This is a genomic window from Rhodococcus sp. BP-160 (assembly GCF_019836205.1).
GTDB lineage: Bacteria > Actinomycetota > Actinomycetes > Mycobacteriales > Mycobacteriaceae > Rhodococcoides.
In genome coordinates this window covers 406,369-428,868 of record NZ_JABUEK010000003.1, presented here as the reverse complement: position 1 = coordinate 428,868, position 22,500 = coordinate 406,369, and the positions used below count along the sequence as shown (strand labels likewise).

Annotated in this window: 23 protein-coding genes; 14 read left to right on the top strand and 9 right to left on the bottom strand. The window is 67.7% G+C overall.

All coding sequences use genetic code 11. The annotated features are described in order from the left end of the window. Window positions 1-12: 12 nt before the first annotated feature. From HQ306_RS13900 to HQ306_RS13885, 4 genes are read left to right on the top strand one after another with little or no spacing between them, the layout of a single operon-like run. Complete coding sequence (locus HQ306_RS13900) at window positions 13-588, top strand: DUF6764 family protein (RefSeq protein WP_261769894.1); 576 nt, start codon at window positions 13-15, stop codon at window positions 586-588. Between the two features lie 5 nt (window positions 589-593). Further along, window positions 594-1,481, top strand: coding sequence for a DMT family transporter (locus HQ306_RS13895; protein ID WP_222632044.1), 888 nt, complete (start codon window positions 594-596; stop codon window positions 1,479-1,481). Window positions 1,482-1,499: 18 nt separating this feature from the next. Beyond that, window positions 1,500-2,294, top strand: coding sequence for an HAD-IIA family hydrolase (locus HQ306_RS13890; RefSeq protein ID WP_222632042.1), 795 nt, complete (start codon window positions 1,500-1,502; stop codon window positions 2,292-2,294). Further along, the gene (locus HQ306_RS13885; protein WP_222632040.1) at window positions 2,294-3,202 is read left to right on the top strand and encodes a serine/threonine-protein kinase; all 909 of its coding nucleotides are present in this window, start codon (window positions 2,294-2,296) and stop codon (window positions 3,200-3,202) included. Before HQ306_RS13890 ends, HQ306_RS13885 begins: the two co-directional genes overlap by 1 nt. On the opposite strand, the gene HQ306_RS13880 is transcribed toward HQ306_RS13885, so the two are convergent. Further along, the gene (locus HQ306_RS13880; protein WP_197027817.1) at window positions 3,199-4,650 is read right to left on the bottom strand and encodes an amino acid permease; all 1,452 of its coding nucleotides are present in this window, start codon (window positions 4,648-4,650) and stop codon (window positions 3,199-3,201) included. The two genes, HQ306_RS13885 and HQ306_RS13880, sit on opposite strands and share 4 nt — an antisense overlap. A gap of 403 nt (window positions 4,651-5,053) precedes the next feature. Here HQ306_RS13880 and groL point away from each other — a divergent pair, with 403 nt between their 5' ends. Both groL and HQ306_RS13870 read left to right on the top strand, forming a co-directional pair. Further along, the gene (groL, locus tag HQ306_RS13875; protein ID WP_027506274.1) at window positions 5,054-6,679 is read left to right on the top strand and encodes a chaperonin GroEL; all 1,626 of its coding nucleotides are present in this window, start codon (window positions 5,054-5,056) and stop codon (window positions 6,677-6,679) included. 99 nt (window positions 6,680-6,778) lie between these two features. After that, a complete protein-coding gene (locus HQ306_RS13870; protein ID WP_222632038.1) occupies window positions 6,779-7,270 on the top strand; it encodes an alpha/beta hydrolase in 492 nt (163 codons plus the stop codon). A gap of 56 nt (window positions 7,271-7,326) precedes the next feature. On the opposite strand, the gene HQ306_RS13865 is transcribed toward HQ306_RS13870, so the two are convergent. Together HQ306_RS13865 and HQ306_RS13860 are read right to left on the bottom strand one after the other, a co-directional pair. After that, window positions 7,327-8,172 (bottom strand): DUF559 domain-containing protein, encoded by an 846-nt coding sequence (locus HQ306_RS13865; RefSeq protein ID WP_222632036.1) that lies wholly within the window; start codon window positions 8,170-8,172, stop codon window positions 7,327-7,329. Between the two features lie 172 nt (window positions 8,173-8,344). Next, on the bottom strand, window positions 8,345-9,262 hold the full coding sequence (locus HQ306_RS13860; protein ID WP_222632034.1) for an oxygenase MpaB family protein: 918 nt from the start codon (window positions 9,260-9,262) through the stop codon (window positions 8,345-8,347). 53 nt (window positions 9,263-9,315) lie between these two features. Here HQ306_RS13860 and HQ306_RS13855 point away from each other — a divergent pair, with 53 nt between their 5' ends. Both HQ306_RS13855 and HQ306_RS13850 read left to right on the top strand, forming a co-directional pair. Beyond that, complete coding sequence (locus HQ306_RS13855; RefSeq protein WP_222632026.1) at window positions 9,316-9,894, top strand: TetR/AcrR family transcriptional regulator; 579 nt, start codon at window positions 9,316-9,318, stop codon at window positions 9,892-9,894. Window positions 9,895-9,901: 7 nt separating this feature from the next. After that, window positions 9,902-10,798, top strand: coding sequence for an alpha/beta fold hydrolase (locus HQ306_RS13850; RefSeq protein WP_222632023.1), 897 nt, complete (start codon window positions 9,902-9,904; stop codon window positions 10,796-10,798). On the opposite strand, the gene HQ306_RS13845 is transcribed toward HQ306_RS13850, so the two are convergent. After that, the gene (locus HQ306_RS13845) at window positions 10,795-11,118 is read right to left on the bottom strand and encodes a putative quinol monooxygenase (protein ID WP_222632022.1); all 324 of its coding nucleotides are present in this window, start codon (window positions 11,116-11,118) and stop codon (window positions 10,795-10,797) included. The two genes, HQ306_RS13850 and HQ306_RS13845, sit on opposite strands and share 4 nt — an antisense overlap. A 71-nt stretch (window positions 11,119-11,189) precedes the next feature. Here HQ306_RS13845 and ligD point away from each other — a divergent pair, with 71 nt between their 5' ends. After that, a complete protein-coding gene (gene ligD / locus HQ306_RS13840) occupies window positions 11,190-12,143 on the top strand; it encodes a non-homologous end-joining DNA ligase (RefSeq protein ID WP_222632020.1) in 954 nt (317 codons plus the stop codon). Here the strand turns inward: ligD and HQ306_RS13835 are convergent. Together HQ306_RS13835 and htpG are read right to left on the bottom strand one after the other, a co-directional pair. Beyond that, window positions 12,124-13,455, bottom strand: a complete 1,332-nt coding sequence (locus HQ306_RS13835; protein ID WP_222632018.1) for an NAD(P)/FAD-dependent oxidoreductase — start codon at window positions 13,453-13,455, stop codon at window positions 12,124-12,126. The two genes, ligD and HQ306_RS13835, sit on opposite strands and share 20 nt — an antisense overlap. A 69-nt stretch (window positions 13,456-13,524) precedes the next feature. Beyond that, a complete protein-coding gene (htpG, locus tag HQ306_RS13830; protein WP_222632016.1) occupies window positions 13,525-15,438 on the bottom strand; it encodes a molecular chaperone HtpG in 1,914 nt (637 codons plus the stop codon). Between the two features lie 146 nt (window positions 15,439-15,584). Here htpG and HQ306_RS13825 point away from each other — a divergent pair, with 146 nt between their 5' ends. After that, the gene (locus HQ306_RS13825) at window positions 15,585-15,881 is read left to right on the top strand and encodes a hypothetical protein (RefSeq protein WP_222632014.1); all 297 of its coding nucleotides are present in this window, start codon (window positions 15,585-15,587) and stop codon (window positions 15,879-15,881) included. A 120-nt stretch (window positions 15,882-16,001) separates the two neighbouring features. Continuing rightward, on the top strand, window positions 16,002-16,685 hold the full coding sequence (locus HQ306_RS13820; RefSeq protein WP_222632012.1) for a hypothetical protein: 684 nt from the start codon (window positions 16,002-16,004) through the stop codon (window positions 16,683-16,685). Between the two features lie 6 nt (window positions 16,686-16,691). Here HQ306_RS13820 and HQ306_RS13815 read toward each other — a convergent pair whose 3' ends face one another. Continuing rightward, window positions 16,692-17,294, bottom strand: coding sequence for a hypothetical protein (locus HQ306_RS13815; protein ID WP_222632010.1), 603 nt, complete (start codon window positions 17,292-17,294; stop codon window positions 16,692-16,694). A gap of 78 nt (window positions 17,295-17,372) precedes the next feature. Here HQ306_RS13815 and HQ306_RS13810 point away from each other — a divergent pair, with 78 nt between their 5' ends. Both HQ306_RS13810 and HQ306_RS13805 read left to right on the top strand, forming a co-directional pair. Continuing rightward, a complete protein-coding gene (locus HQ306_RS13810) occupies window positions 17,373-18,812 on the top strand; it encodes a glucose-6-phosphate dehydrogenase (NADP(+)) (protein WP_222632008.1) in 1,440 nt (479 codons plus the stop codon). 148 nt (window positions 18,813-18,960) lie between these two features. Beyond that, window positions 18,961-19,110 carry a hypothetical protein gene (locus tag HQ306_RS13805; protein WP_222632006.1) on the top strand — a complete coding sequence of 50 codons (150 nt, stop codon included), beginning with the start codon at window positions 18,961-18,963 and terminating at the stop codon, window positions 19,108-19,110. A gap of 22 nt (window positions 19,111-19,132) precedes the next feature. Here HQ306_RS13805 and HQ306_RS13800 read toward each other — a convergent pair whose 3' ends face one another. Beyond that, window positions 19,133-19,363: a PspC domain-containing protein gene (locus HQ306_RS13800; RefSeq protein ID WP_037186123.1), complete on the bottom strand. Its 231-nt coding sequence runs from the start codon at window positions 19,361-19,363 to the stop codon at window positions 19,133-19,135. Window positions 19,364-19,525: 162 nt separating this feature from the next. Here HQ306_RS13800 and ppk2 point away from each other — a divergent pair, with 162 nt between their 5' ends. Next, window positions 19,526-20,398, top strand: coding sequence for a polyphosphate kinase 2 (gene ppk2 / locus HQ306_RS13795; protein WP_222632634.1), 873 nt, complete (start codon window positions 19,526-19,528; stop codon window positions 20,396-20,398). 1 nt (window position 20,399) lies between these two features. Here the strand turns inward: ppk2 and HQ306_RS13790 are convergent, their stop codons facing one another. Further along, complete coding sequence (locus HQ306_RS13790) at window positions 20,400-22,463, bottom strand: prolyl oligopeptidase family protein (protein WP_222632004.1); 2,064 nt, start codon at window positions 22,461-22,463, stop codon at window positions 20,400-20,402. Window positions 22,464-22,500 lie beyond the last annotated feature (37 nt).

The following is a 22,500-nucleotide window of genomic DNA, read 5'->3' as shown; positions in this document are numbered from 1 at the left end:
GTGCATTGCACGATGCATTCTCTCGCACAGCCTCAGGAGCCGTCCGTGTCGTTCATCCCCACCTCGTCCTTCTTCTCCAACGCCACGCGCTCGGATCGAAGTTCCTCTCGTGCAACGCGATTCGGCGCAGCCGTCGCGGTCGGCGCCATCATCGCCGCAGGGGCGATCCTCGGTACCGGGGTGGCGTCCGCGGCTCCGGTCACCTGCGTGTCCCCGCCCGCGGCCAACGACATCCAGGTGAGCGACACGGCCAGCTGCGGAGCCAAGGCCACCGGCGCCGGCGTCGCCACGTCGTCGGCGTCCGAGAGCGGTACCGCGGTCAGCGTCGCCGACGGCGGGCGCTCGACGTCGAACGCCACCGGCTTCGGCACGGCGCTGAGTGCCGTTCTGGGAGCGGGTACCTCGTACTCGTACTCCCTCGGTGGCGGCATCTCGCAGTCCTTCGCCACGAACGGAGCCACCTCCGTCGCCATCGCCGGGTACGGCGGCGGCGCGACGGCCAGCACGGTCACGGGCGTGAACTGCGCCGGTCTCAACTCCTTCGCTCTCGACCTCTCCACCGGGCGGTCCTGCATCGCCGGTCTGTAACCGTCGTGAACGCCACCGTCCTGGCGGTGCTCTGCGCCGTCGGGGCGGCGGTGTGCATCGCTGTCGGTACCGTCGTCCGCCAGCGGTCGGCGGCGTCGATTCCCGACGAGTCCGTCGGTCGGCTGGGACCCATCACCACGCTGATCCGCGAGCCGCTGTGGTGGATCGGCACGGTCGTCGGCATCGGCGGTTACGGCCTGCAGGCGGCGGCGTTGGGGCTCGGATCCCTTCTCCTGGTGCAGCCGCTCCTCGTGTTGTCCCTGCTGTTCGCGCTGCCGCTGGGTGCTCGGTTCTCCGGCCGCACCGTGTCGGCGAAGGACTGGCTGTGGGCTGCCGCGCTGACGGCGGCCATCGCGGTCCTCGTCGTCGTGGGCGATCCGCGGCCTGGCGTGGAACGCGCCGAGACGCGGCACTGGGTCGTCGTTCTCTGCGTCGGAATCCCGTTCGTTCTCGCCTGTGTTCTCGGCGCGCGCAGCGGCTCCCGGTCCCGGCGCGCCCTGCTGCTGGGACTGGCCGGCGGTGCGCTGTTCGGCGTCGCGGCCGTGCTGACGAAGAGTGTCGTCCACCTCGCCGGACGCGGACCGCAGCCGCTGCTGACCTCGTTCGAGCCGTACGCGCTCGTGGCCGTGGCCGTGGTCGCGATCTCGCTGCAGCAGGCGGCCTTCCAGGTGGGTGCGTTGCAGGCCTCGCTGCCCGCGACGACCGTGATGGAACCGATGGTCGCGTCGCTGCTGGGATTCGTCGTGCTGGGCGAGTACCTCGACGCCGATCGTGAGGTCACGGTGGTGCTGGTCGTCGCCCTGATTCTCGTGGTGGTCTCGGCGGTGGCCCTGGCCCGGTCCGCGGGCGCGGCCGAGAACGTCGAACCCGCCCATCCTGCCCCGAACCCGTAGCGGCACTAGGCTCGTCGCATGAGTCCGATCGGTGGGGTGCTGTTCGACATCGACGGTGTGCTCATGACCAGTTGGCGTCCCGTGCCCGGGGCCGCGGAGACGGTGAGCACGCTGCGCAGCAACGACGTGGCGTGCGCGTTCCTGACCAACACGACGTCGAAGACGCGGGAGCAGATCTCCGAGGCGCTCACCGATGCGGGCATCGAGGTGCACGCCGACGAGATCGTCACCGCGGCCACTCTCACCGCCGACCACCTGAGGACGCGGTACCCCGGTGCGCGGTGCGTCCTCCTCAACAGCGGCCGGATCGCCGACGATCTGCCCGGCGTGGAGTGGGTCGACAGCGATCCGGACGTGGTGGTGCTCGGCGGCGCCGGCGAGCAGTTCACTCACGAGGCGCTCAGCCGGGTCTACGACTGGATGTGTCAGGGCGTGCCCGTCGTCGCGATGCACCGCAGCCTCATGTGGACCACGGCCGAGGGGCTGCGCATCGACACGGGCATGTATCTGACGGGCATGGAATCGGCGTCCGGCCGCACGGCGACGGCCGTCGGCAAGCCGGCGCCGCTCGGTTTCCAGACGTCGGCGGAACGCATGGGCGTCGATCCGGACCTGGTGGTGATGGTCGGGGACGATCTCGACAACGACGTGCTCGCCGCCCAGGTCGTCGGCATGCGCGGCATGTTGGTCCGCACGGGCAAGTTCCGTCAGGAACGCCTCGACCGGCACGCACGCGACCAGTACGCGATGCAACCGGCGTTCGTCGTCGACTCCGTCGCGGACCTGCCGGCGGTGCTGGAGATCGGTCGGTAGTGGTCCTGCGGCCGGGATCCGAGTTCGCGGGGTTCCGCGTCGAGAGACTGCTCGGTCACGGCGGCACCGCCGAGGTGTATCTCGCCCGACGTGGATCGGCACCGCCGGAGACCCTGAAGATCCTGCGTGAGGACGCCCCGCGGGACGCGTTCGCGGCCGAGGTGCGGATCGGGGCCCTGCTGCAGCACCCGAACATCGTCGCGGCGCACGATCACGGCGAGTTCCGCGGGCGGCCGTGGATGTCGATGTCGCACGTCGACGGGTACAGCGCCGCCCGCCTCGTCGCGCGCGGACAGATCCCACTCGACGTCCACCGAGCCGCCCGCATCGTCGACGGCGTGGCGAGAGCCCTCGATCACGCGCACGGGCTCGGGATCGTCCACCGGGACGTCAAGCCGGCCAACATCCTGCTCGCGAGTGTCGCCGATGCGGACACCCGGGAGCAGATTCTGCTGTCCGACTGGGGAATCGCCCGGTCGACGTCCTCGCCGACACCGCTGGTGTCGGACGACGGGACGGTGCTGACGTCGATCGGCTACGCGGCACCCGAACTGCTGCGGGGCGGCACGCTCACCGCCCGCACCGACATCTACGCGCTCGGTGCCACCCTCGTCGAACTGCTCACGGGACGGCCGCCGTTCCCGCTGGCCACTCCGTTCGCCGTCATGGACGCCCAGCTGAGGCGGACCCCGCCGTCCGTCAGCTCGCGTCGGGCCGACCTGCCGACCCGCCTCGACGCCGTCGTGCAGCGCGCGCTGGCCAAGGAGCCGGCGGACCGGTTCGCGTCGTGCCACGACCTGAGCGTGGCGGTGGCGCGGGCACTGAGGGACCACACGCCACCTGATCCCGGCCGGCCTCCGGCCTCCCCGCCACCTGAGCCCGGCCGGCCCTGGTACCGACGTCGCTAGTCGCTCGGCGTCTCGGGATCCGTCGGCCGGTTCGCGACGACGGGGTACTTGCCCGTGTAGCCCATCCGCTCCTCGGCGACGCTGAGGACGCGGGCCCGGACGAGGAACCAGCCGCCGATGAGCATCGGCACGATGACGACGAGTGTGGCGACGGTCCACGTCCCGATCGGCGCGTCGAGCGCCATGAGCACCAGCACCGCAGCGAGGAACGCGAGCGTCGCGTAGCTCGTGTACGGCGCCCCGAAGAGCCGGAACGACGGCCGTTCGAGGATGCCCTTGCGGCTCCACCGGTAGAGCTGCAGCTGGCAGAGCACGATGGTCGCCCACGAGGCGATGATGCCGAGGGCCGACATGTTGAGCACGATCTCGAACGCCTCGCCGGGCTTGAACGCGTTGAGCGCCACGCCGAGCAGTGTCAGGGCGCCGGTGAGCAGGATGCCGCCGTAGGGGACACCGTTCCGGCTCATCCGCGCCGTGAACGACGGCGCGCTGCCGTTCATCGCCATCGACCGCAGGATGCGGCCCGTCGAGTACAGCCCGGCGTTGAGGCTGGACAGCGCCGCGGTGACCACGACGATGTTCATGATCGTCCCGGCGCCGTCGACGCCGATGCGGGAGAAGAACGTGACGAAGGGGCTCTCCCCGGCCCGGTAGGTCGTGTACGGCAACAGCAGCGCCAGCAGGATCAGCGATCCCACGTAGAACACCGCGATGCGGAAGATGACGGAGTTGATGGCCCGCGGCATGACCTTCGCCGGGTTCTCGGTCTCTCCGGCCGCGGTCCCGACCAGCTCGACGGCCGCGTAGGCGAAGACGACACCCGACGTGACGATGACCAGCGGCCACGCCCCGGTGGGGAAGAGGCCGCCGTTGCCCGAGATGACGCCGAAGCCGGTCGACTGGCCGTCGACGTCGAAACGACCGGCGAGGAAGACGGTGCCGACGACCAGGAAGGTCACCAGCGCCGCGACCTTGATCATGGCCGCCCAGAACTCCATCTCGCCGAACCACTTCACCGACACCAGGTTCACGGCGAGCACGATGGCCAGTGCGATCAGGGCGATGGTCCATTGCGGGATGCCCTTGAAGGCGCCCCAGTAGTGCATGTACGTCGCGACGGCCGTGACGTCGACGATCGCCGTCATCGCCCAGTTGAGGAAGTACATCCACCCGGCCGCGTAGGCGGCCTTCTCGCCGTAGAACTCGCGGGCGTAGGAGACGAACGATCCGGAGGACGGGCGGTGGAGCACCAGCTCGCCGAGCGCTCGGAGGATGAAGAAGACGAAGACGCCGCAGACGGCGTAGATGATGAACAGGCCCGGGCCCGCGGACTCGAGGCGGCCGCCCGCGCCGAGGAACAGGCCGGTGCCGATCGCGCCGCCGATGGCGATCATCTGCAGTTGCCGAGGCTTCAGGCCCTTGTCGTAGCCCTCCTCCTCGTGTGCCATCGCCGAGTTGTCGTAACCGGTGTCGACTGCATCGGACACGATGTGGTCCTTTCGTCCGCAGGGGTGGGCGGGTGTATATGTCCGATTCGCGTGTATTCTGTTGTGGCGCGCGACAACTGGTCGCGTCCCACATTCTTCTCACGCGTGAGTCGGTCGTCGTTCCGGCACGTGAACACCGTGTGAATCGCGACCACTCGACGACGACCTTGCACTCGACCACCTCGACTGCTAGAAATCTGGTTGGCACTCGCGTACTGTGAGTGCCAGGTCGAAGAGGTGAGATCGGGAATCATCGACACCCCTGGTCGTCCGTCGCGGGCACCGACTCGGCCGGATGTGGAAAGGGAGCGACCCACCCGCGGTCGCTTCGTGTGTCACCCCCAATCCGGAGGATCACTTCGCAATGGCCAAGATCATCGCGTTCGACGAAGAGGCACGCCGTGGCCTCGAACGGGGCTTGAACAGCCTCGCCGACGCAGTCAAGGTGACGTTGGGCCCCAAGGGTCGCAACGTCGTACTCGAGAAGAAGTGGGGCGCCCCCACGATCACCAACGATGGTGTGTCCATCGCCAAGGAGATCGAGCTGGAGGACCCGTACGAGAAGATCGGCGCAGAGCTGGTCAAAGAGGTCGCCAAGAAGACCGACGACGTCGCAGGTGACGGCACCACCACCGCGACCGTTCTCGCTCAGGCACTCGTCCGCGAAGGCCTGCGCAACGTCGCAGCCGGCGCGAACCCGCTCGGCCTCAAGCGCGGCATCGAGGCAGCCGTCGCCGCTGTCACCGAGTCCCTGCTGAAGTCCGCCAAGGAGATCGACACCAAGGAGCAGATCGCTGCGACCGCTGGTATCTCCGCAGGCGACGCGTCCATCGGCGAGCTCATCGCCGAGGCCATGGACAAGGTCGGCAAGGAAGGCGTCATCACGGTCGAGGAGTCCAACACCTTCGGCCTGCAGCTCGAGCTCACCGAGGGCATGCGCTTCGACAAGGGCTACATCTCGGGATACTTCGTCACCGACGCCGAGCGTCAGGAAGCCGTCCTCGAGGACGCGTACATCCTGCTCGTCAGCTCGAAGGTCTCCACCGTCAAGGACCTGCTGCCCCTGCTGGAGAAGGTCATCCAGTCCGGCAAGCCGCTCCTGATCATCGCCGAGGACGTCGAGGGCGAAGCGCTCTCCACCCTCGTCGTGAACAAGATCCGTGGCACCTTCAAGTCCGTCGCCGTCAAGGCACCGGGCTTCGGTGACCGTCGCAAGGCGCAGCTCGCCGACATCGCCATCCTCACCGGTGGCGAGGTCATCAGCGAAGAGGTCGGCCTCTCCCTCGAGGGTGCCGGACTCGAGCTGCTCGGCCAGGCTCGCAAGGTCGTCGTGACCAAGGACGAGACCACCATCATCGAGGGCTCCGGCGACGCCGACGCCATCGCGGGTCGTGTCTCGCAGATCCGTTCCGAGATCGAGAACTCCGACTCGGACTACGACCGTGAGAAGCTGCAGGAGCGCCTGGCCAAGCTGGCCGGTGGCGTTGCAGTCATCAAGGCCGGTGCCGCCACCGAGGTCGAGCTCAAGGAGCGCAAGCACCGCATCGAAGATGCCGTGCGCAACGCCAAGGCAGCTGTCGAGGAGGGCATCGTCGCCGGTGGTGGCGTCGCGCTGCTGCAGTCGGCTCCCGCACTCGAGAACCTGAACCTCACGGGCGACGAGGCCACCGGCGCGAACATCGTTCGCGTCGCCCTCGAGGCACCGCTGAAGCAGATCGCGTTCAACGCCGGCCTCGAGCCCGGCGTCGTCGCGGAGAAGGTGCGCAACCTCCCCCTCGGCCACGGCCTCAACGCCGCGACCAACGAGTACGAGGACCTGCTCGCCGCCGGCATCAACGACCCGGTCAAGGTCACCCGCTCGGCACTGCAGAACGCAGCGTCGATCGCGGCTCTGTTCCTCACCACCGAGGCCGTCGTCGCCGACAAGCCGGAGAAGGCCGGAGCGCCCGCGGGCGATCCGACCGGCGGCATGGGCGGCATGGACTTCTGAGTCCCGCTCCCTGATCGCACGAGAGCCGGTCACCCTCACGGGTGGCCGGCTCTCGGCGTTCCGCGGTGAGTTCCGGCGCCCCGTCGAGTCGGTATCGGTATGACGAGACTGCTGTTCGTCCACGGCGCCGGCGGCGAGGACGACGACGAGCCACTGGCGGAGGAGTTCGGCGCGCTGCTCGGCGCGACGGTCGACATGCCCCGCATCCCGAGCGACGACATGAGCGTCGAGGCGTGGGCGAGACCGATACGCCGCGGCCTCGAGGCGAGTCCCGACGTCGTGATCGCCCACTCCTTCGGCGCCACCGTCCTGCTGCACGTGCTCGCTTCGGTCCCGGTTCCCGCCGCCACGTTGCTCGCGATGCCCGACTGGAGTGCCGCGGGCTGGGACGTCCACCAGTACGAGTGGCCGACCGTCCCGCCGGAGGTCTCCCTGACGCTGCACCACTGCCGCGACGACGACGTGGTGCCGTTCGCGCACCTGGCACTGGCCTCCGCGCGGCTCCCGGGCGCTCGGGTGGTCGAGCACCAGCGGGGTGGGCACCAGTTCGAGGGTGCGCTCGCGGAGGTGGCGGCCTCGCTGCACGTGTAGGCACCCGATCATCGGTAATTCTGCGAAACGGCAGATTCGGGTGCGATCGGGTGCAGTCACGTGCGTCGTCGAGCCAAGGATCGTCGACGGCGCACGGTGGCGACTATCTCGTCCGCGACAGCGTCGACGTGTGCGGACACTGTCGCTGCGGAATATCGCAGCACCATCCATTCGTCCAGTACCAGTGCGTTCTGTCGGCGACGATCGCTGGTGAAGACGTCTACCGCCGTGTGGAACTCACGCCCATCGATCTCCACCACCACGCGCCCGCGCCGGTCCACCAGATCTCCGTAGTACGGGCCGACCTTGCCATTGATTTCCAGGTGCATGTTGCGGGCGGTGAGAGCTCGCGCCACCATGCGCTCGGGTTCGGACAGTGTGTGCGGGCAGGCTCGACGCAACTGGTCACGCAGCAGACGCATGCCGGTCATCCCCTTCGCCTCGTCGCACAGCTGAGCCAGGGAACGCCAGCTCACCGCTCGTGAGAGCGCACTGTCGATCACCTCTTCGAACTGCGGCCGGGTCAACGTGCCGGCGACGTCGAGGATCGCGTGTTCGAGGGACACGACAGGTATGTCCCCCAACCATCTGACGTTCGTCAGGGTTCGACGATGCAACCTCACCCAGTCGGGACCCCTCGTGGTGCCGGTCCTCGGAACAGTGGCGTGCACCAGGGCCGGCTCCTCGGGGAGAAGGTCCCACATCCACGCCGCGGTGTCGTGGCTGAACACTGCGTCGGGCTTCCAGAGCCCCACTGCCTCGCATCGTGTGGTGTACGTAGGCACTTCCGACGAGTAGACACCGGGAAGCACACGGTGAAGAGCGCCGCGTGCCGCCCGCCGGCTCACCGTCGAGCCGTCGATTCCGCCGGCGATGAGCTGGTGCCAGGTGAATACGTCCATCGCAACAGTGTCGCGACGCCCGTAGTGGCGGTAGTCCAACTAGGAGGTGCCCCTGTGGACTACCGATCGCTCATCAAGAGCCCTCCAGCGGCTGTTGCATCTGGAGCCACATTATGGTGCCGGAATCTGCCATTCCGCCGATTCGTCCGCGATCGGGTGCACTAACGTGCGGTCAGCGGCCGGGTACGTAATGCCGGGGGTTGTCCCGACGCCCGAGAGGCGGCAGGTTGCGGTCGGGGGTCTCCGCGAGCGGCGAGTTCGCGGGCTGCCGACCGGCAGCGATGTCGACGCCGGCTCGGGCCCGCGGGTGCATACGTCGGCGCGCCGGGACCATGCGGAAGGCGAGGTTCACCAGTGCACCGACGCGGCGAAGCCAACGCTCGTCCCTGTCGGTCCAGGTGTAGCCCAGAAGATCTCGGACCGCCGGGTCGTAGAGACCGACGGTCATCCGCACCGCGGACTTCTCGATGCCGGGGAGCAGAAGGGCCCACACTCGCTGGGGCAACCATGGGAGGAAGGGCGGGCGGGGGAGGGCCGACATGTCGAGCACCGAGCGTGCGGCGGCGGTGTCCTCGAGGACCTCGCGGCACATGTGGTCCCAGTAGTGCTGGAAGTCGGCCCAGGTCTCGGGAACCGGGCGCATGCTCATGCCGTACAGGGAGTACCACTGCCGGTGTTCGACGAACAGTTGCTCACGCTCGGCCTCGCTGATCCCGCCCACGAAGTAATCGGCGGTGAGCATCGTGCCGACGAAGAACGTGGCGTGCGCCCAGTAGAAGACATCGGGATCGAGGGCGTGGTACGGCTTCCCGTGGGCGTCGAGACCGCTGATGTCCTTGTGATAGTTGCGGATTCGGGCGCCGGTGTCCGCCGCACGGTCGCCGTCGAAGACCACGCCGCCGATGGGGTACAGCGACCGCATCACGCGCTGCCATCGCTCGGACTCGAAGGTCGAGTGCTCGGTCACGGCAGCGCCGAGTGCCGGGTGCATGTTCTGCATGGAGCCGGCCCAGGGCCCCTGTAGCATGCCGCGCCAGTCCCCGAAGTATCGCCAGGTGAGTGACTCCGGCCCCAACGACTGACTACGCATGTTGTCACCGTAGGGTGCAGGGTGGACGGTCGTCAACAGTGAGGTGTCGCAACGTGACCACGCTCGAGGCGCGGCGGGAGCAGCGGCGCGCAACCTTGCTGGCGGTCGGGGTGGAACTTCTCGGCTCGGTCGGTCGGCCCGCAGTCACCGTGCGCTCGGTGTGTTCGCGCGCGTCGCTCACCGAACGCTACTTCTACGAGAACTTCACCGATCGGGATACTTTCGTGCGCACCGTCTATCGCGATGTCGCCGAGGGTGCGCGCGAGGCACTGGTCACGGCCGTGGGTCAGGCCCGTCACCCGGACGAGCGCGCCCGCCGTGCCGTCACGGCGTTCGTGGAGTTGATGATCGACGAACCGGCTCGTGGCCGAGTGCTACTGACAGCGCCGTTCGTCGATCCCGCGTTGAGCACGCTGGGCATGACGACGATGCCCGTCTTCGTGTCGGTGGTGGGCGAGCAGCTCGAGTCCGACGAGGTGGACCGGCAGTTGACGGCGACCGGGGTCGTGGGGGCGCTCACGGCTCTGTTCACGATGTACCTCGACGGCGGAATCGAGGTCGATCGGCAGCGGTTCGTCGACCACTGCATCGGTGTCGTCACCTCGGCCGGCCGCGGTGGTCGACAGGCATGATGGACCCATGGCACCAGTGATCAGCGCCGTCAGGGCCGGGGTGCTCGACGTCGCCTACGAGCGCTACGGCGATCCGGCCGGCCGGGCCGTGGTGCTGCTGCACGGCTTCCCGTACGACCCCCGCTGCTACGACGACGTCGCGCGCATCCTGGCGAAGCAGGGATTCGATGTGGTCGTTCCGTATCTGCGCGGCTTCGGCCCGACACGCTTTGCCGACGCCGGAACGATGCGTTCGGGTGAGCAGGCGGCGCTCGGTCACGACCTGCGTGAACTGATCGCGGCGCTGGGCCTCGATCGGCCACTCGTCGCCGGGTACGACTGGGGCGGCCGGGCTGCGTGCGTCGTCGCCGCTGTCTGGCCGGAGTCGGTGTCGGGTCTTGTCAGCGTGTCCGGATACCTGGTGCAGGACCGTGCGGCGGCCGCCACGACGCCGGCCCCACCGCATCTGGAGAAGCGCTACTGGTACCAGTACTACCTCCATTCCGAGCGAGGTCGCGCCGGTCTGGCCGATTACCGCGCAGAGATCGCGCAGACGCTGTGGACCGACTGGTCGCCGACGTGGAGGTTCGGTGACTCCGAGTTCGCCGCCACGGCACCGTCGTTCGACAATCCAGATTTCGTGGACGTGGCAGTCCATTCGTACCGGCACCGGTACGGCCTGGTACTTGGCGACGACGTCTACGCCGAGACCGAACAGCTGTTGGCGGAACAGCCGCGAATCACGGTGCCCACCATCGTTGTCGATCCGACGGAGGACACCGTGGCGGCGCTGTACGGAACATCCGACCACTCGGCGCACTTCACCGATCTGATCGACGTCCGCGCCGTCGACGCCGGGCACAATCCGCCCCAGGAACTCCCGGGACAGTTCGCCGACGCCGTACGGACGCTGGCGGAGAACTAGTCGACCGCGAGCTCTCCCAGCTCGTTCCAGTCGGTCCCGTCCACTTCCTGACTGATGACCTTCGGGGTCTCCTGCAGGTACGGCGGGAGGTCCTTCTGCGCCTGCTTGAAGTGGTCCGACTGGACGTGGGCCGCGCCGGCGTCGGGATCGCGGAATGCCTCGACCAGGACGTACTCGGTGGGGTCGTCGAGCGTGCGCGACCAGAAGTACCAGAGGCATCCTTCTTCCGCCTGGCACGCCTCGGTGAAGGCGCGCGAGATCTGCGGCCAGTCGTCGGCATGCTCGGGCTTCACTCTGAACTTGGCGGTGATGAAAATCAACGGGGCTCCTTCGAACGTGCGGACCGGTCGACTCCCTGTGTACCCCCTCGGCCCGCACTAGTATCGCGAACATGGCAGCCACGTCACCGGCGATCGAGCTCGAAGTCCGCGGACGCACGGTGCGGGTGTCCAACCCCGACCGCGTGTACTTCCCTGCGAGCGGTGCCACCAAGCGCGATCTGGTCGAGTACTACCTGTCCGTGGGGGACGGCATCGTGCGCGCACTTCGCGAGCGGCCCTGCATGATGCACCGGTTCCCCGACGGTCTCGCCGGGGAGAAGGTGCACCAGAAGCGGTTGCCGAAAGGCGCTCCGGACTGGATGGAGACGGTGCGGGTCACCTTCCCGCGCTACAACCGCACCGCGGACGAACTCTGCGTCACCGAACTGGCGCACGTGATCTGGGCCGTGCAGATGTCGACGGTGGAGTTCCATCCGTGGAACAGCCGGCGCGCCGACGTGGAGAGTCCGGACGAGTGGCGCATCGATCTGGATCCGATGCCGGACTGCTCCTTCGACCGGGTGCGCCGGGTGGCGGCGGTGACGCGCGAGGTGCTCGACGAACTCGGTGCCGTCGGGTGGCCGAAGACGTCGGGCGGCAACGGGTTGCACGTGTACGTGCGTATCGCGCCGGAGCAGGGCTTCGCCGATGTCCGCAGGGCCGCACTGGCGTTCGCTCGGGAAGTGGAGCGGCGCGCGCCGGACGACGTGACCACGACGTGGTGGCGCAAGGACCGCGACCCGACGAAGTTGTTCGTCGACTACAACCAGAACGCCCGCGACCACACCATCGCGAGCGCGTACTCCGTGCGCGGCAATCAGGACGCGACGGTGTCGACGCCGATCACGTGGGACGAGATCGCCGACGTGGAGCCGCGGGACCTCACCATGTACACGGTGCCGTCCCGATTCGCGGATCTCGGTGATCTGCACGCCGGCATCGACGATGCCGTGTACTCGATCGCCCCGCTGATCGAGTGGGCCGAGCGCGACGAGCGGGCGGGGCTCACCGAACCGGACGAATGATCTCGCGGGCCGCTCGCCGACCGGACCGCACGGCTCCGTCGAGGTAGCCCGGCCACCGATCCGCCAGATCCGTTCCCGCCCAGTGCACTCGGCCGGCGGTCAGGTCGGCGGCCTCGAAGATGCCGCCGTACGGGGGGATGGCGGTGGGTGCGCCGCCCAGCCACGGTTGCTCCGACCAGGTGATGTCGTCGACCAGGTGTGGGGACGCCGCATGCGCGCCGAACAGGCGGACCAGCTCCGCGACGACGGTCTCACGACGGTCACTGCGGGAGAACAGGTCCGACGCCGCTCGCCCACCGCTGAAGGCGACGAGGACGCCGGGATCGTCCGCGCCGGGGTTACCGTCGACGACCATCTGCACGGGTCCGTCGACGTCGAGGACGGTTCCGGTGAGCCCGTCCTCGCGCCACCACGGCTCGTCGTACACCACGATGGTCTTCGCGTACTCGCCCATGCGTGAGTTCCGCATCCGATCACCGGCGCCGGCAGGGAGTGCGCCGTCGATGTCCGCAGCGCGGGGCAGGGGTACCGCGATCACCACGGCGGACGCTCGTAGAGTTCCGTCCTCGGTGACGACGTCGACTCCCGACCCATCGGCGCGGACGGCGGTGACGGGTGTCCGTAGACGAGGCTCCGACGAGAGTGGCTGTGCCACAGCGGCGACGAGAGCCCCGGCGCCGCCCACGAAGTAGCGTTCCTGCGCGCCGTCGCGTACTTCCGCGATTGCGCGCAGGCTGCCGGCCGCCCGCAAGTATTCGAGCGCGGCGCGGGCAGGGACCTCGTCGGGGTCGGCTCCGAAGATCAGGCGATAGAAGCAGGTGAGGATGTCGCGCCCGTACGCGGACCGGAACAGTCGATCGCCGATCGCGTTCGACATGTCGTGCTCGCCGGGACGCCAGGCGTCGAGTACGGGGACCGGGGTACTGCGGCTGCGTCGCACTGCCACGTCAAGTCCTGCGATTCCGAGTCCCACCGGCAGCCACTCCCGTGCCGGTATCGGTGGCACTTGCCCGTGATATCGGTGGACGCGTCCAGCGGCAGCGAAGAGCTCGTCGGCACCACGTCGACGACGCGGTTCGGGTGCGGTGGCGATGCCGAGTTCGTCGGCGAGGTCCAGGACAGCCGTCTGGTCCCCGCCGACCCAGTGCGCGCCGTAGTCGACGTGGTGCCCGTCGACATCTCGGGTGAGCACCTTCCCGCCGATGCGATCGGCAGCTTCGAGCACCGTGACGGACCGACCCGCTCGCTCGAGCTCCCGTGCAGCGACGAGCCCGCTGAGCCCCGCCCCGACCACGACCACGTCCCCCGACATGGGGCCCACTCTACGGGCAAGCCCCATGTCGGGCCGACTTCTTTACGACCGGCCTCCGGCCTGCCCGACTCACATCGTGCGTGTCAGCCTCTCCGCCAACAACTTCGCGAACGACGCCGGGTCCTCGAGCTCGCCACCTTCGGCGAGCAACGCGGTGCCGTAGAGAAGCTTCGCGGTCTCGGCCAGCGCCATCTCGTCCTTTTTCTCCGCATGGGCCTTCTCCAGCGCGGTCACCAACGCGTGGTCCGGGTTGAGCTCGAGGATGCGCTTGGTCTTGGGGACCGGCTGGCCGGAGGCGCGGTACATCTTCTCGAGCTGCGGGCTCAGGGAGAAGTCGTCGCCCACGATGCACGCGGGTGAGGTGGTCAGGCGTGAGGACAGGCGGACCTCCTTCACGTCGTCGGACAGCGTCTCGGCCATCCACGAGGTGAGGTCGGCGAACTGCGCTTTTCGTGCGTCCTTCTCCTCGGTCTCCGCCTCGTCGTCACCCAGATCGACGGCACCCTTCGCGATGGAACGGAACGGCTTCCCGTCGAACTCGGGTACGGACCCGGTCCACATCTCGTCGACGGCGTCGGTGAGGATCAGCACCTCGAGTCCCTTGGCGGTGAACGCCTCCATGTGCGGGGAGTTCTCCACCTGCTGGCGCGACTCGCCGGTCATGTAGTAGATCGCGTCCTGGCCGTCCTTCATCCGAGAGACGTACTCGGCCAACGTGGTCGGCTTCTCGTCGCTGTGGGTGCTGGCGAAGGACGACAGCTCGAGGAGAGTGGACTGGTTGTCGTGGTCGGAGAGCAGGCCCTCCTTGAGGGCGCGGCCGAACTCGGTCCAGAACGTCGTGTACTTCTCCGGCTGGTTCGCCTGAAGATCCTTGACTGTGCTCAGCACCTTCTTCGTCAGGCGGCGCCGGATGGCGCGGATCTGGCGATCCTGCTGCAGGATCTCGCGAGAGACGTTGAGGGACAGGTCCGCCGCGTCGACGACACCCTTGACGAAGCGCAGGTACTCGGGCACCAGCTCCTCGCAGTCGTCCATGATGAACACGCGCTTCACGTACAGCTGGATGCCGATCTTCGACTCCCGCATGAAGAGGTCGAACGGTGCGCGCGACGGAATGAACAGCAGCGCTTGGTATTCGAAGGTGCCCTCGGCCTTCATGGGGATGACCTCGAGCGGCTCGTCCCATGCATGGCTGACGTGGCGGTAGAACTCGGTGTACTCCTCGTCCGAGACCTCGTCCTTCGAGCGCGTCCACAGCGCCTTCATCGAGTTGACCGTCTCGTCCTCGAGCACCGTTGTGGCGTCGTCGCCCTCGCCGGTGGTCTTCTCGACCTGCATGCGGATGGGCCACGCGATGAAGTCCGAGTACCGCTTCACCAGTTCGCGGATCTTGTGCTCGGACGTGTAGTCGTAGAGGTGATCCTCGTCGTCGGCCGGCTTCAGGTGCAGGGTCACGGCGCTACCCTGAGGCGCGTCGGACACCTCCTCGATGGTGTATGTGCCCTCACCGCTGGACTCCCAGCGCGTCGCGGAGTCCTCACCCGCGCGCCGGGTCACGAGGGTGACCTTGTCGGCCACCATGAACGTGGAGTAGAAGCCGATGCCGAACTGGCCGATGAGCTCCTCGGACGCGGCCGCGTCCTTCGCTTCCTTCAGCTTCGCGCGGACCTCGGCGGTGCCCGACTTCGCGAGCGTGCCGATGAGATCGACGACCTCGTCGCGCGACATGCCGATGCCGTTGTCCCGCACGGTGAGGGTGCGGTTCTCCTTGTCGATCTCCAGGTCGATGTGGAGATCGGAGGTGTCGGCGCCGAGATCCTTGTTCTGGAACGACTCGAGTCGCAGCTTGTCCAGCGCGTCCGACGAGTTGGACACCAACTCGCGGAGGAACGAGTCCTTGTTGGAGTAGACCGAGTGGATCATCAGATCCAACAGCTGCCGGGTCTCGGCCTGGAACTGCATTTCTTCGACGTGCGCGGTCACGTGACTCCCCTGATCGAAACAAGTGCCTGGTGGACCCTCGTATTTTACGGCAACCGTGCCTGCGTTCCCGCATGCCTCTTCCCCCGTAACAGTCCGCACGGTACGGTTTTCGAAGGCCGGGGCTCTCTCATCGGAAGGTGTGTGTCATGGTGCGAATCGGACTACGGCGAGTGGTCGGTGGAGTGCTCGCCGCCGGAGCCGTCACGGCGGGATCGGTGCTGGCAGGGGCGGGAACCGCCTCCGCGGAGCCGACCTACGTCGGGCCGCTGTACTACGAGGTGGTGCCGGGGATCTTCCCCACGTGTCCGGACGTCGCTGCTGCGGAGCGCGCCAAGGGCACCACGATCCTGGTCGACTGCATTCTCTGGTTCGGACCTCAGCGTGGTTTCTCGCTGACTCCGTACCAACTCATCGCCGGCATCGCACCCCTCGACGGCAGTTAGCCGGCTCGTGTCCTGATCGTGACGTGAGTACAGGTAACGACGCCACGAAAGAGACCGATGGGTATGTCAGAGGGGGCGGCGATCGGCCGGCTCCGGACAGGAGTCGACATGTCGTTCTCGATGAGCACACGGGCTGCCGTCGCGGCCACCCTGGTCGCCGGCGCCGCGGTGCTGGGGGCATGTTCGGCTCCGGACCAGGTGACGTCGGCGACGGCGGTTCCGGCGCCCGCTGACACCTCGGTCGTGACGCCGACGGGGACATCGGTCGTGGCGCCGATCGAGCCGCCCACCGGTGCAGCGTCGGATCAGCCGGGCGCAGAGGAACAGCCGGTCGAGCAGTCGCCGTCGGCAGAGTCGGCAGACCCGGCGGACGCACTCCCGCGTCCGGGGTCGCAGGAGGTGTCGGTGGATCCCGAGCTCTTCCGCGACAGTGGCGGGGCGGGTGAGGGGTACTACTTCCGGACGCCGTCGGGGAATGTGTCGTGCGGGCTCTTCCCGAACGGAACCTCGGTCGGATTCCTGGGATGCCAGGCCGTGTCCAGTGTCGCTCCCGACGAGGGCGAGGTCTGCTCGAACGGTGCCACCAGCAAGTACGCCGTCCGTGTGGAGAGCGCCGGGCCGATCCACTACTGCACGAATCAGGGCTATTTCACCGGCTCTGAGAACATCCGCACACTGCAGTACGGCGAGGTGATCAACACGGGGCAGAGCTTCTGCGTCTCTCGGGAGGACGGAGTCGCGTGCGCCCGCGTCGGCTCGAACGCGTTCTTCCTCTCCCGTGACGAGAACACCACCCTGCGGTGACCTCGGTCAGCGGTGGTCGATCGTCGTGCGTATCCGCGTCGTCGACGGGGCCGCGGGTGTGGACCCGAATCCGAATCGCACCGGCGGCTCCACCGGCGACAGGTGTCCCAGATCGTCGCCCTTCCACGATGCCGTCGCGCCGACGATGCTGCGCTGCCCTCGCGTTCCGTAGTATTCGCGCCGCCCACCGCCGGCGGTGCCCCTGGTCCGCACGCCGCGCATCACGACCCGCGCGATCGGGTCGCTCACCGTACAGAACCAGGGTGCGGTGACCACCGACGTCGGTGCGAGGGTGAGCAGTCGACCCAGCAGTGTCGGGCCGCCGATCTGGAAGGACACCTCGAGATCACCCGCGGAGACGCCGACTCGGTCACCTCGGCGGTGATACGAGACGTCGGTGATGGTCGTCGTGTCGAAGTGGTAGGTCGCGGTGACGAACTCGCGGACCGCGTCGGACGGTGCCAGCAGAAGGCGCTCGCCGTCCGCGAACTCGACCATGACATCGGTGAAGTCGCCCAGCGGCGACGACGTCCAGTGGCCGACGACGATCCTGGTTCCGCTGGAGGTCCCGAGACCGGCGATGTCGCCGTCGAAGATCGATCGTGTCACCGGCTCGACAGTAGCGTCGACGCGGCACTGTGAGGCGATCGAGGTTCGGGGGAGCCCCCGACTGGGCATCATGGAGGCATGGCTGACACTGCGACATCCGAATCCGGCGGGGCTCCGACCATCTTTGTGCTCTTCGGGGCGACGGGAGACCTTGCCAAGCGCATGGTGCTGCCGGCGTTCTACGAACTTGCGCAGGAAGGACTGCTGCCCGAGCAGTGGGCGTTGGTGGGCAACGGTCGAGGTGAGAAGACCGACGACGAGTTCCGCGAGCACATCCGCGCGGCGCTCGAGGAGTTCGGTCCCGGGGAGGGTGTCGACAGCATCGACGAGAAGGTGTGGTCGTCGTTCGCGGACCGTGTTCGCTTCGCGGGCAACGGATTCACCGCCGACGATCCGGGTGACCTGCCGTCGGTCATCGGAGACGTGAAGGACGAGCTGGGCGGCGACGTGCAGCTCGTGCACTACATCGCGCTGCCGCCCTCGACCTTCATCGACTACACCGAGGCGCTCGGCGCACACGATCTCGCCGAGGGCGCGCGGGTGGTCTACGAGAAGCCGTTCGGCACGTCGCAGGAGAACTTCGAGAAGCTCGACGAGGCGGTCCATGCCATCGTCGACGAGAAGCAGGTCTATCGGATCGACCACTTCCTCGGCAAGGAGAACACCCAGAACCTGCACATCCTGCGCTTCGCGAACGGGATGATCGAGGGGATCTGGAACCGGGAACACGTGGAGCAGGTGCAGATCGACGTGCCGGAGACGCTGGACATCGACGACCGTGCCGAGTTCTACGACGCCACGGGTGCCGTGCTCGACATGTTGGTGACGCACCTGTTCCAGGTCGCGGCGGAGGTGGCCATGGAGCCCCCACTCAGCCTCGGTGCGGACGACCTGCAGACAGCCCGCGAGTCGGTCATCGCGGCGTTCCGCCCGCTCGACACGTCCGAGGTGGTCCTCGGTCAGTACCGCGGCTACCAGGACGTCGAGGGGATCGCGGACGATTCGTCGACCGACACGTTCGTCGCCGCACGCATGTGGGTCGACACCGACCGGTGGCGCGACGTTCCCTTCGTCCTGCGCACCGGCAAGATGCTGGGAACCAGCACGCAGCGGGTGTCGCTGGTGTTCCGTCGCCCCGAGGGACCGGTGAAGCACCTGCCGGCCGACGGCGCCGTGCTGACGTTCGACCTGTCGGGCGACGGCCGAGTGGACATCGCCATGACGGTCAAGGAGCCCGGCCCCGGCGAGGACCTCGGGATCGGTCGGATGTCGCTCGACCTGTCGACGGTGTCGGACGCCGAGCCGCTGTCGCCCTATTCACGACTCATTCTCGACGTACTCGACGGTGACCGGTCGTTGTTCACCCGTCCCGACGGACTGGCTCACGTGTGGGAGGTCGCCGCACCGTTGTTGACCTCTCCGCCGGCCGTGCTCCCGTACGAGCCCGGCTCGATGGGACCCGAGGCAGCGAACGACTTGGCCTCTCCCTGTGGTTGGTTGGTGACCGGAGACAAGTGACTCGACGGTAAGGTCGACCGCTCCCGAGAATCCGGACTTTTACGGCAGGAAACCATTCCTTTCACGGTCGCGGGCATTTACAGTCCAGCCCACGGCCATCGGGGCCGTCGCCGTCATTCCTGGCGCGGTGTAGGAGAAGGGACGACGGATGTTTCTCGATCTGATTCTCGGTGGTGGGACCGACGGTGGCCTGCTGAGTGGTGGACTGCTCGGTGGCGCACTGGATTCTGTGCTCGACGGTGTGGGAGGACTGCTCGACGGTCTTCTCGGAACCGGCGGGACCGGTAGCGGCAGCTGATCTCCGCGACGCCCCGCGATGGTCATGCTCGGGGAACGAGCATGACCATCGCGAGGTAGAGCAGGGCGACGGTGCCGAACGAGACGAGGGCGCCGACCACGGTGAGGGCGCGCACCAGGCTGGGATCCCATCCGGTGTACGCGGCGACACCGCCGCAGACCCCGGCGATCCAGGCGTCGTCTCGGCTTCGCGTCAGCTGCGTGGTGTGGTTCGGGTTCGGGTGGACGGTGGAGTTGCTCTCGTGGAATGTCATGTCTCCATCCTGAATTCCGCCCGGGCGCTGCACCATCGGTGACCACCCCGAGACGTACCCTGACACTCCGCCTGTCACGGCATCTGCTGTTCACCCCGTGATCACCGTCCCGTCTCCGGCGGCTCGTAGGTTCCTGGCGTGACCGCTCTCGATGACTTCGCCCTGTCCCGGATCGTGGACCTCTCGGACACCTCGTCGTTCAGCGTGCGGGACGACGACGACGACCCCGTGTTGCTGACCGGTGACGGAGTCCCGGTGGACACCTGGCGCCAGGCGTACCCGTACGACGAGCGGATGCCGCGCGCGGAATACGAAGGTACGAAACGTCTTCTGCAGATCGAGTTGCTGAAGCTGCAGATGTGGATCAAGGAGACCGGTGGCCGCCACGTCATCGTCTTCGAAGGTCGCGACGCCGCCGGCAAGGGCGGCACGATCAAGCGCTTCATGGAGCATCTCAACCCTCGCGGCGCGCGGGTGGTGGCACTCGAGAAGCCGTCGCCACGCGAGTCGACGGAGTGGTACTTCCAGCGGTACGTCACCCACCTACCGGCTGCCGGAGAGCTGGTCCTGTTCGACCGCTCCTGGTACAACCGGGCCGGCGTGGAACGTGTGATGGGATTCTGCAGCGACGAGCAGTATCACCGATTCCTCCACCAGGCACCGTTGTTCGAGCAGATGCTCGTCGACGACGGAGTGCAGCTGACCAAGTTCTGGTTCTCGGTGTCCCAGCTCGAACAGCGGACGCGCTTCGCCATCCGCCAGGTCGATCCGGTACGGCAGTGGAAGCTCTCGCCCATGGACCTCGCCTCCCTGGACAAGTGGGACGCGTACACGAGGGCCAAGGAGGACATGATCCGGTTCACCCACACCGATCACGCCCCCTGGACGACGGTGAAGAGCAACGACAAGAAACGCGCCCGCCTCGAGGCGATGCGCTTCGTGCTGAACAGCTTCGACTACTCGAACAAGGACCACGAGGTGGTGGGGCGCCCGGATCCGTCCATCGTCGGACTTGCGGAACCGGACACCGACTGACCTAGCGGGTGCCGCCCCCGAGCGTCCGCCACAGGAACGTGTACGCCAGCGCGGACTTGAATGCGGCCTGCGCGTTGTCGGCCGCACCGCCGTGGCCGCCCTCGATGTTCTCGTAGTAGGAGACGTCGTACCCGTACTCCTCGAGGAGGGCGTCCATCTTGCGCGCGTGCCCGGGGTGCACACGGTCGTCCCTCGTCGACGTCGTGATGAGGATCGGCGGATACACACCGATCGAGTTCCCCGGCGGTGAGACGTTCTGGTACGGGCTGTACTCGGAGATGAAGGCCCACTCGTCGGGATCGTCGGGATCTCCGTACTCGGCCATCCACGACGCCCCGGCCAGCAGGCGGTGATACCGCTTCATGTCCAGGAGCGGCACCTGACACACGATGGCGCCGAACGACTCCGGGTACTTGGTGAGCATGATGCCCATGAGCAGGCCGCCGTTGCTGCCGCCCTGCGCGCCCAACTGGTCCGGGGTGGTGATGCCGCGCTCCACCAGATCGCTCGCGACCGCCGCGAAGTCCTCGTGCACCTTGTGTCGACCGGACTTCAGCACCTCGGTGTGCCACGACGGCCCGTACTCGCCGCCGCCGCGGATGTTCGCCACCACGTAGGTACCGCCCCGAGCCAGCCAGGCCGCGCCGACCACGCCGCTGTACGAGGGGGTGAGTGAGACCTCGAAACCGCCGTATCCGTAGAGGAGGGTGGGGCCTGCGGCCGTCGGACGGTCCTGCGTTCCGGGGTTCCGTACGACGAAGTAGGGCACGCGTGTGCCGTCGAGTGAGGTGGCGAAGTACTGCTCGACCGCGAGGCCCGTGGTGTCGAAGAACGCGGGAGCGGACTTCAGGACCTCGGGTTCGGTCCCGACGGTGCCCACCAGAAGAGTGGACGGAGTGAGGTGGCCGCTCGCGTCGAGGAAGTACTCGTCACCGCCGAACTCGGGGTCGGTGCCGATGACGGTGACGTCGACGGCGTCCGGGAGTCCCTGCAGGCGTTCGGAGGTGACCGTGTCGCCCAGCGTCACCACGTGCACGCTGGAGCGGACGTCCTCGAGCAGCACCATCAGCAGATGGTTCTCGGTCCACGCGTACTGGTGCAGCGACGTGCGGGCGTCGGGAGCGAAGACGACGACCAGATCCCGTGCACCGGAGAGGAACTCGTCGATCTTCGCGGCCACCAGCGACCCTGCGGCGTACTCGGTGTCGTCGACGGTCCATGCGGTCGTCAGGCGAACGGTCAACCAGTTCTCGTGCAGGGACACCGAGGCATCGGTGGGCACGTCGAGGACCGTGGTCGATCCGTCGTCGTGAAGAATGGAGGTGACGGCATTGAAGAAGTCGGTGGCGCGCTGGACCAGGCTGCGCTCGAAGCCGGGCGTCGCATCGTGCGAGGCGGACACCGCGACGTCGGTCTGCTCACCCTCGTACACGACGGGAGCCTCCGCGAGAGGAGTTCCACGGAGCCACCGGTGTGCGCGCCGGGGGTACCCGGAATCGGTGAGCGACCCGGGTCCGAGATCCGTGCCGACGAAGACCGTGTCCGCGTCGATCCAGTCGATGTCCGTCTTGGCCTCGGGGACGACGAAGCCACCCTCGTCGGGTGCGACGAAGGAACGGGACGTGAGCGAGTACTCGCGGATCACCGATGCGTCCGCGCCGCCGCGCGACAGGGAGATCAGCGCGCGGTCGAACGACGGACGGAGCACCTGCGCGCTCTTCCACACCCAGTTCTCGCCCTCGGCCTCGGCGAGAGCATCGAGATCGATGATGACGTCCCAGGCGGGACTGTCCTTCCGGTACTCCTCCATGGTGGTGCGCCGCCACAGCCCGCGGGGGTGCGACGCGTCCTTCCAGAAGTTGTAGAGGTGGTCGCCGCGCTTGCGCGCGTACGGAATGCGCGCGTCGGTGTCGAGAATGCTCCGGATGTCGGTCTCGAGCGTCCGGAACTCGTCGTTCGCGGTGAACTCGTCGACCGTGCGCTCGTTACGGGCGCGCACCCACTCGAGGGCGGCGTCGCCGGTCACGTCTTCGAGCCACTCGTACTTGTCGGTCACGTCGCCCATTCTGCCCGCGGTCGCCCTCGCGCGAGCAGGACGGCGC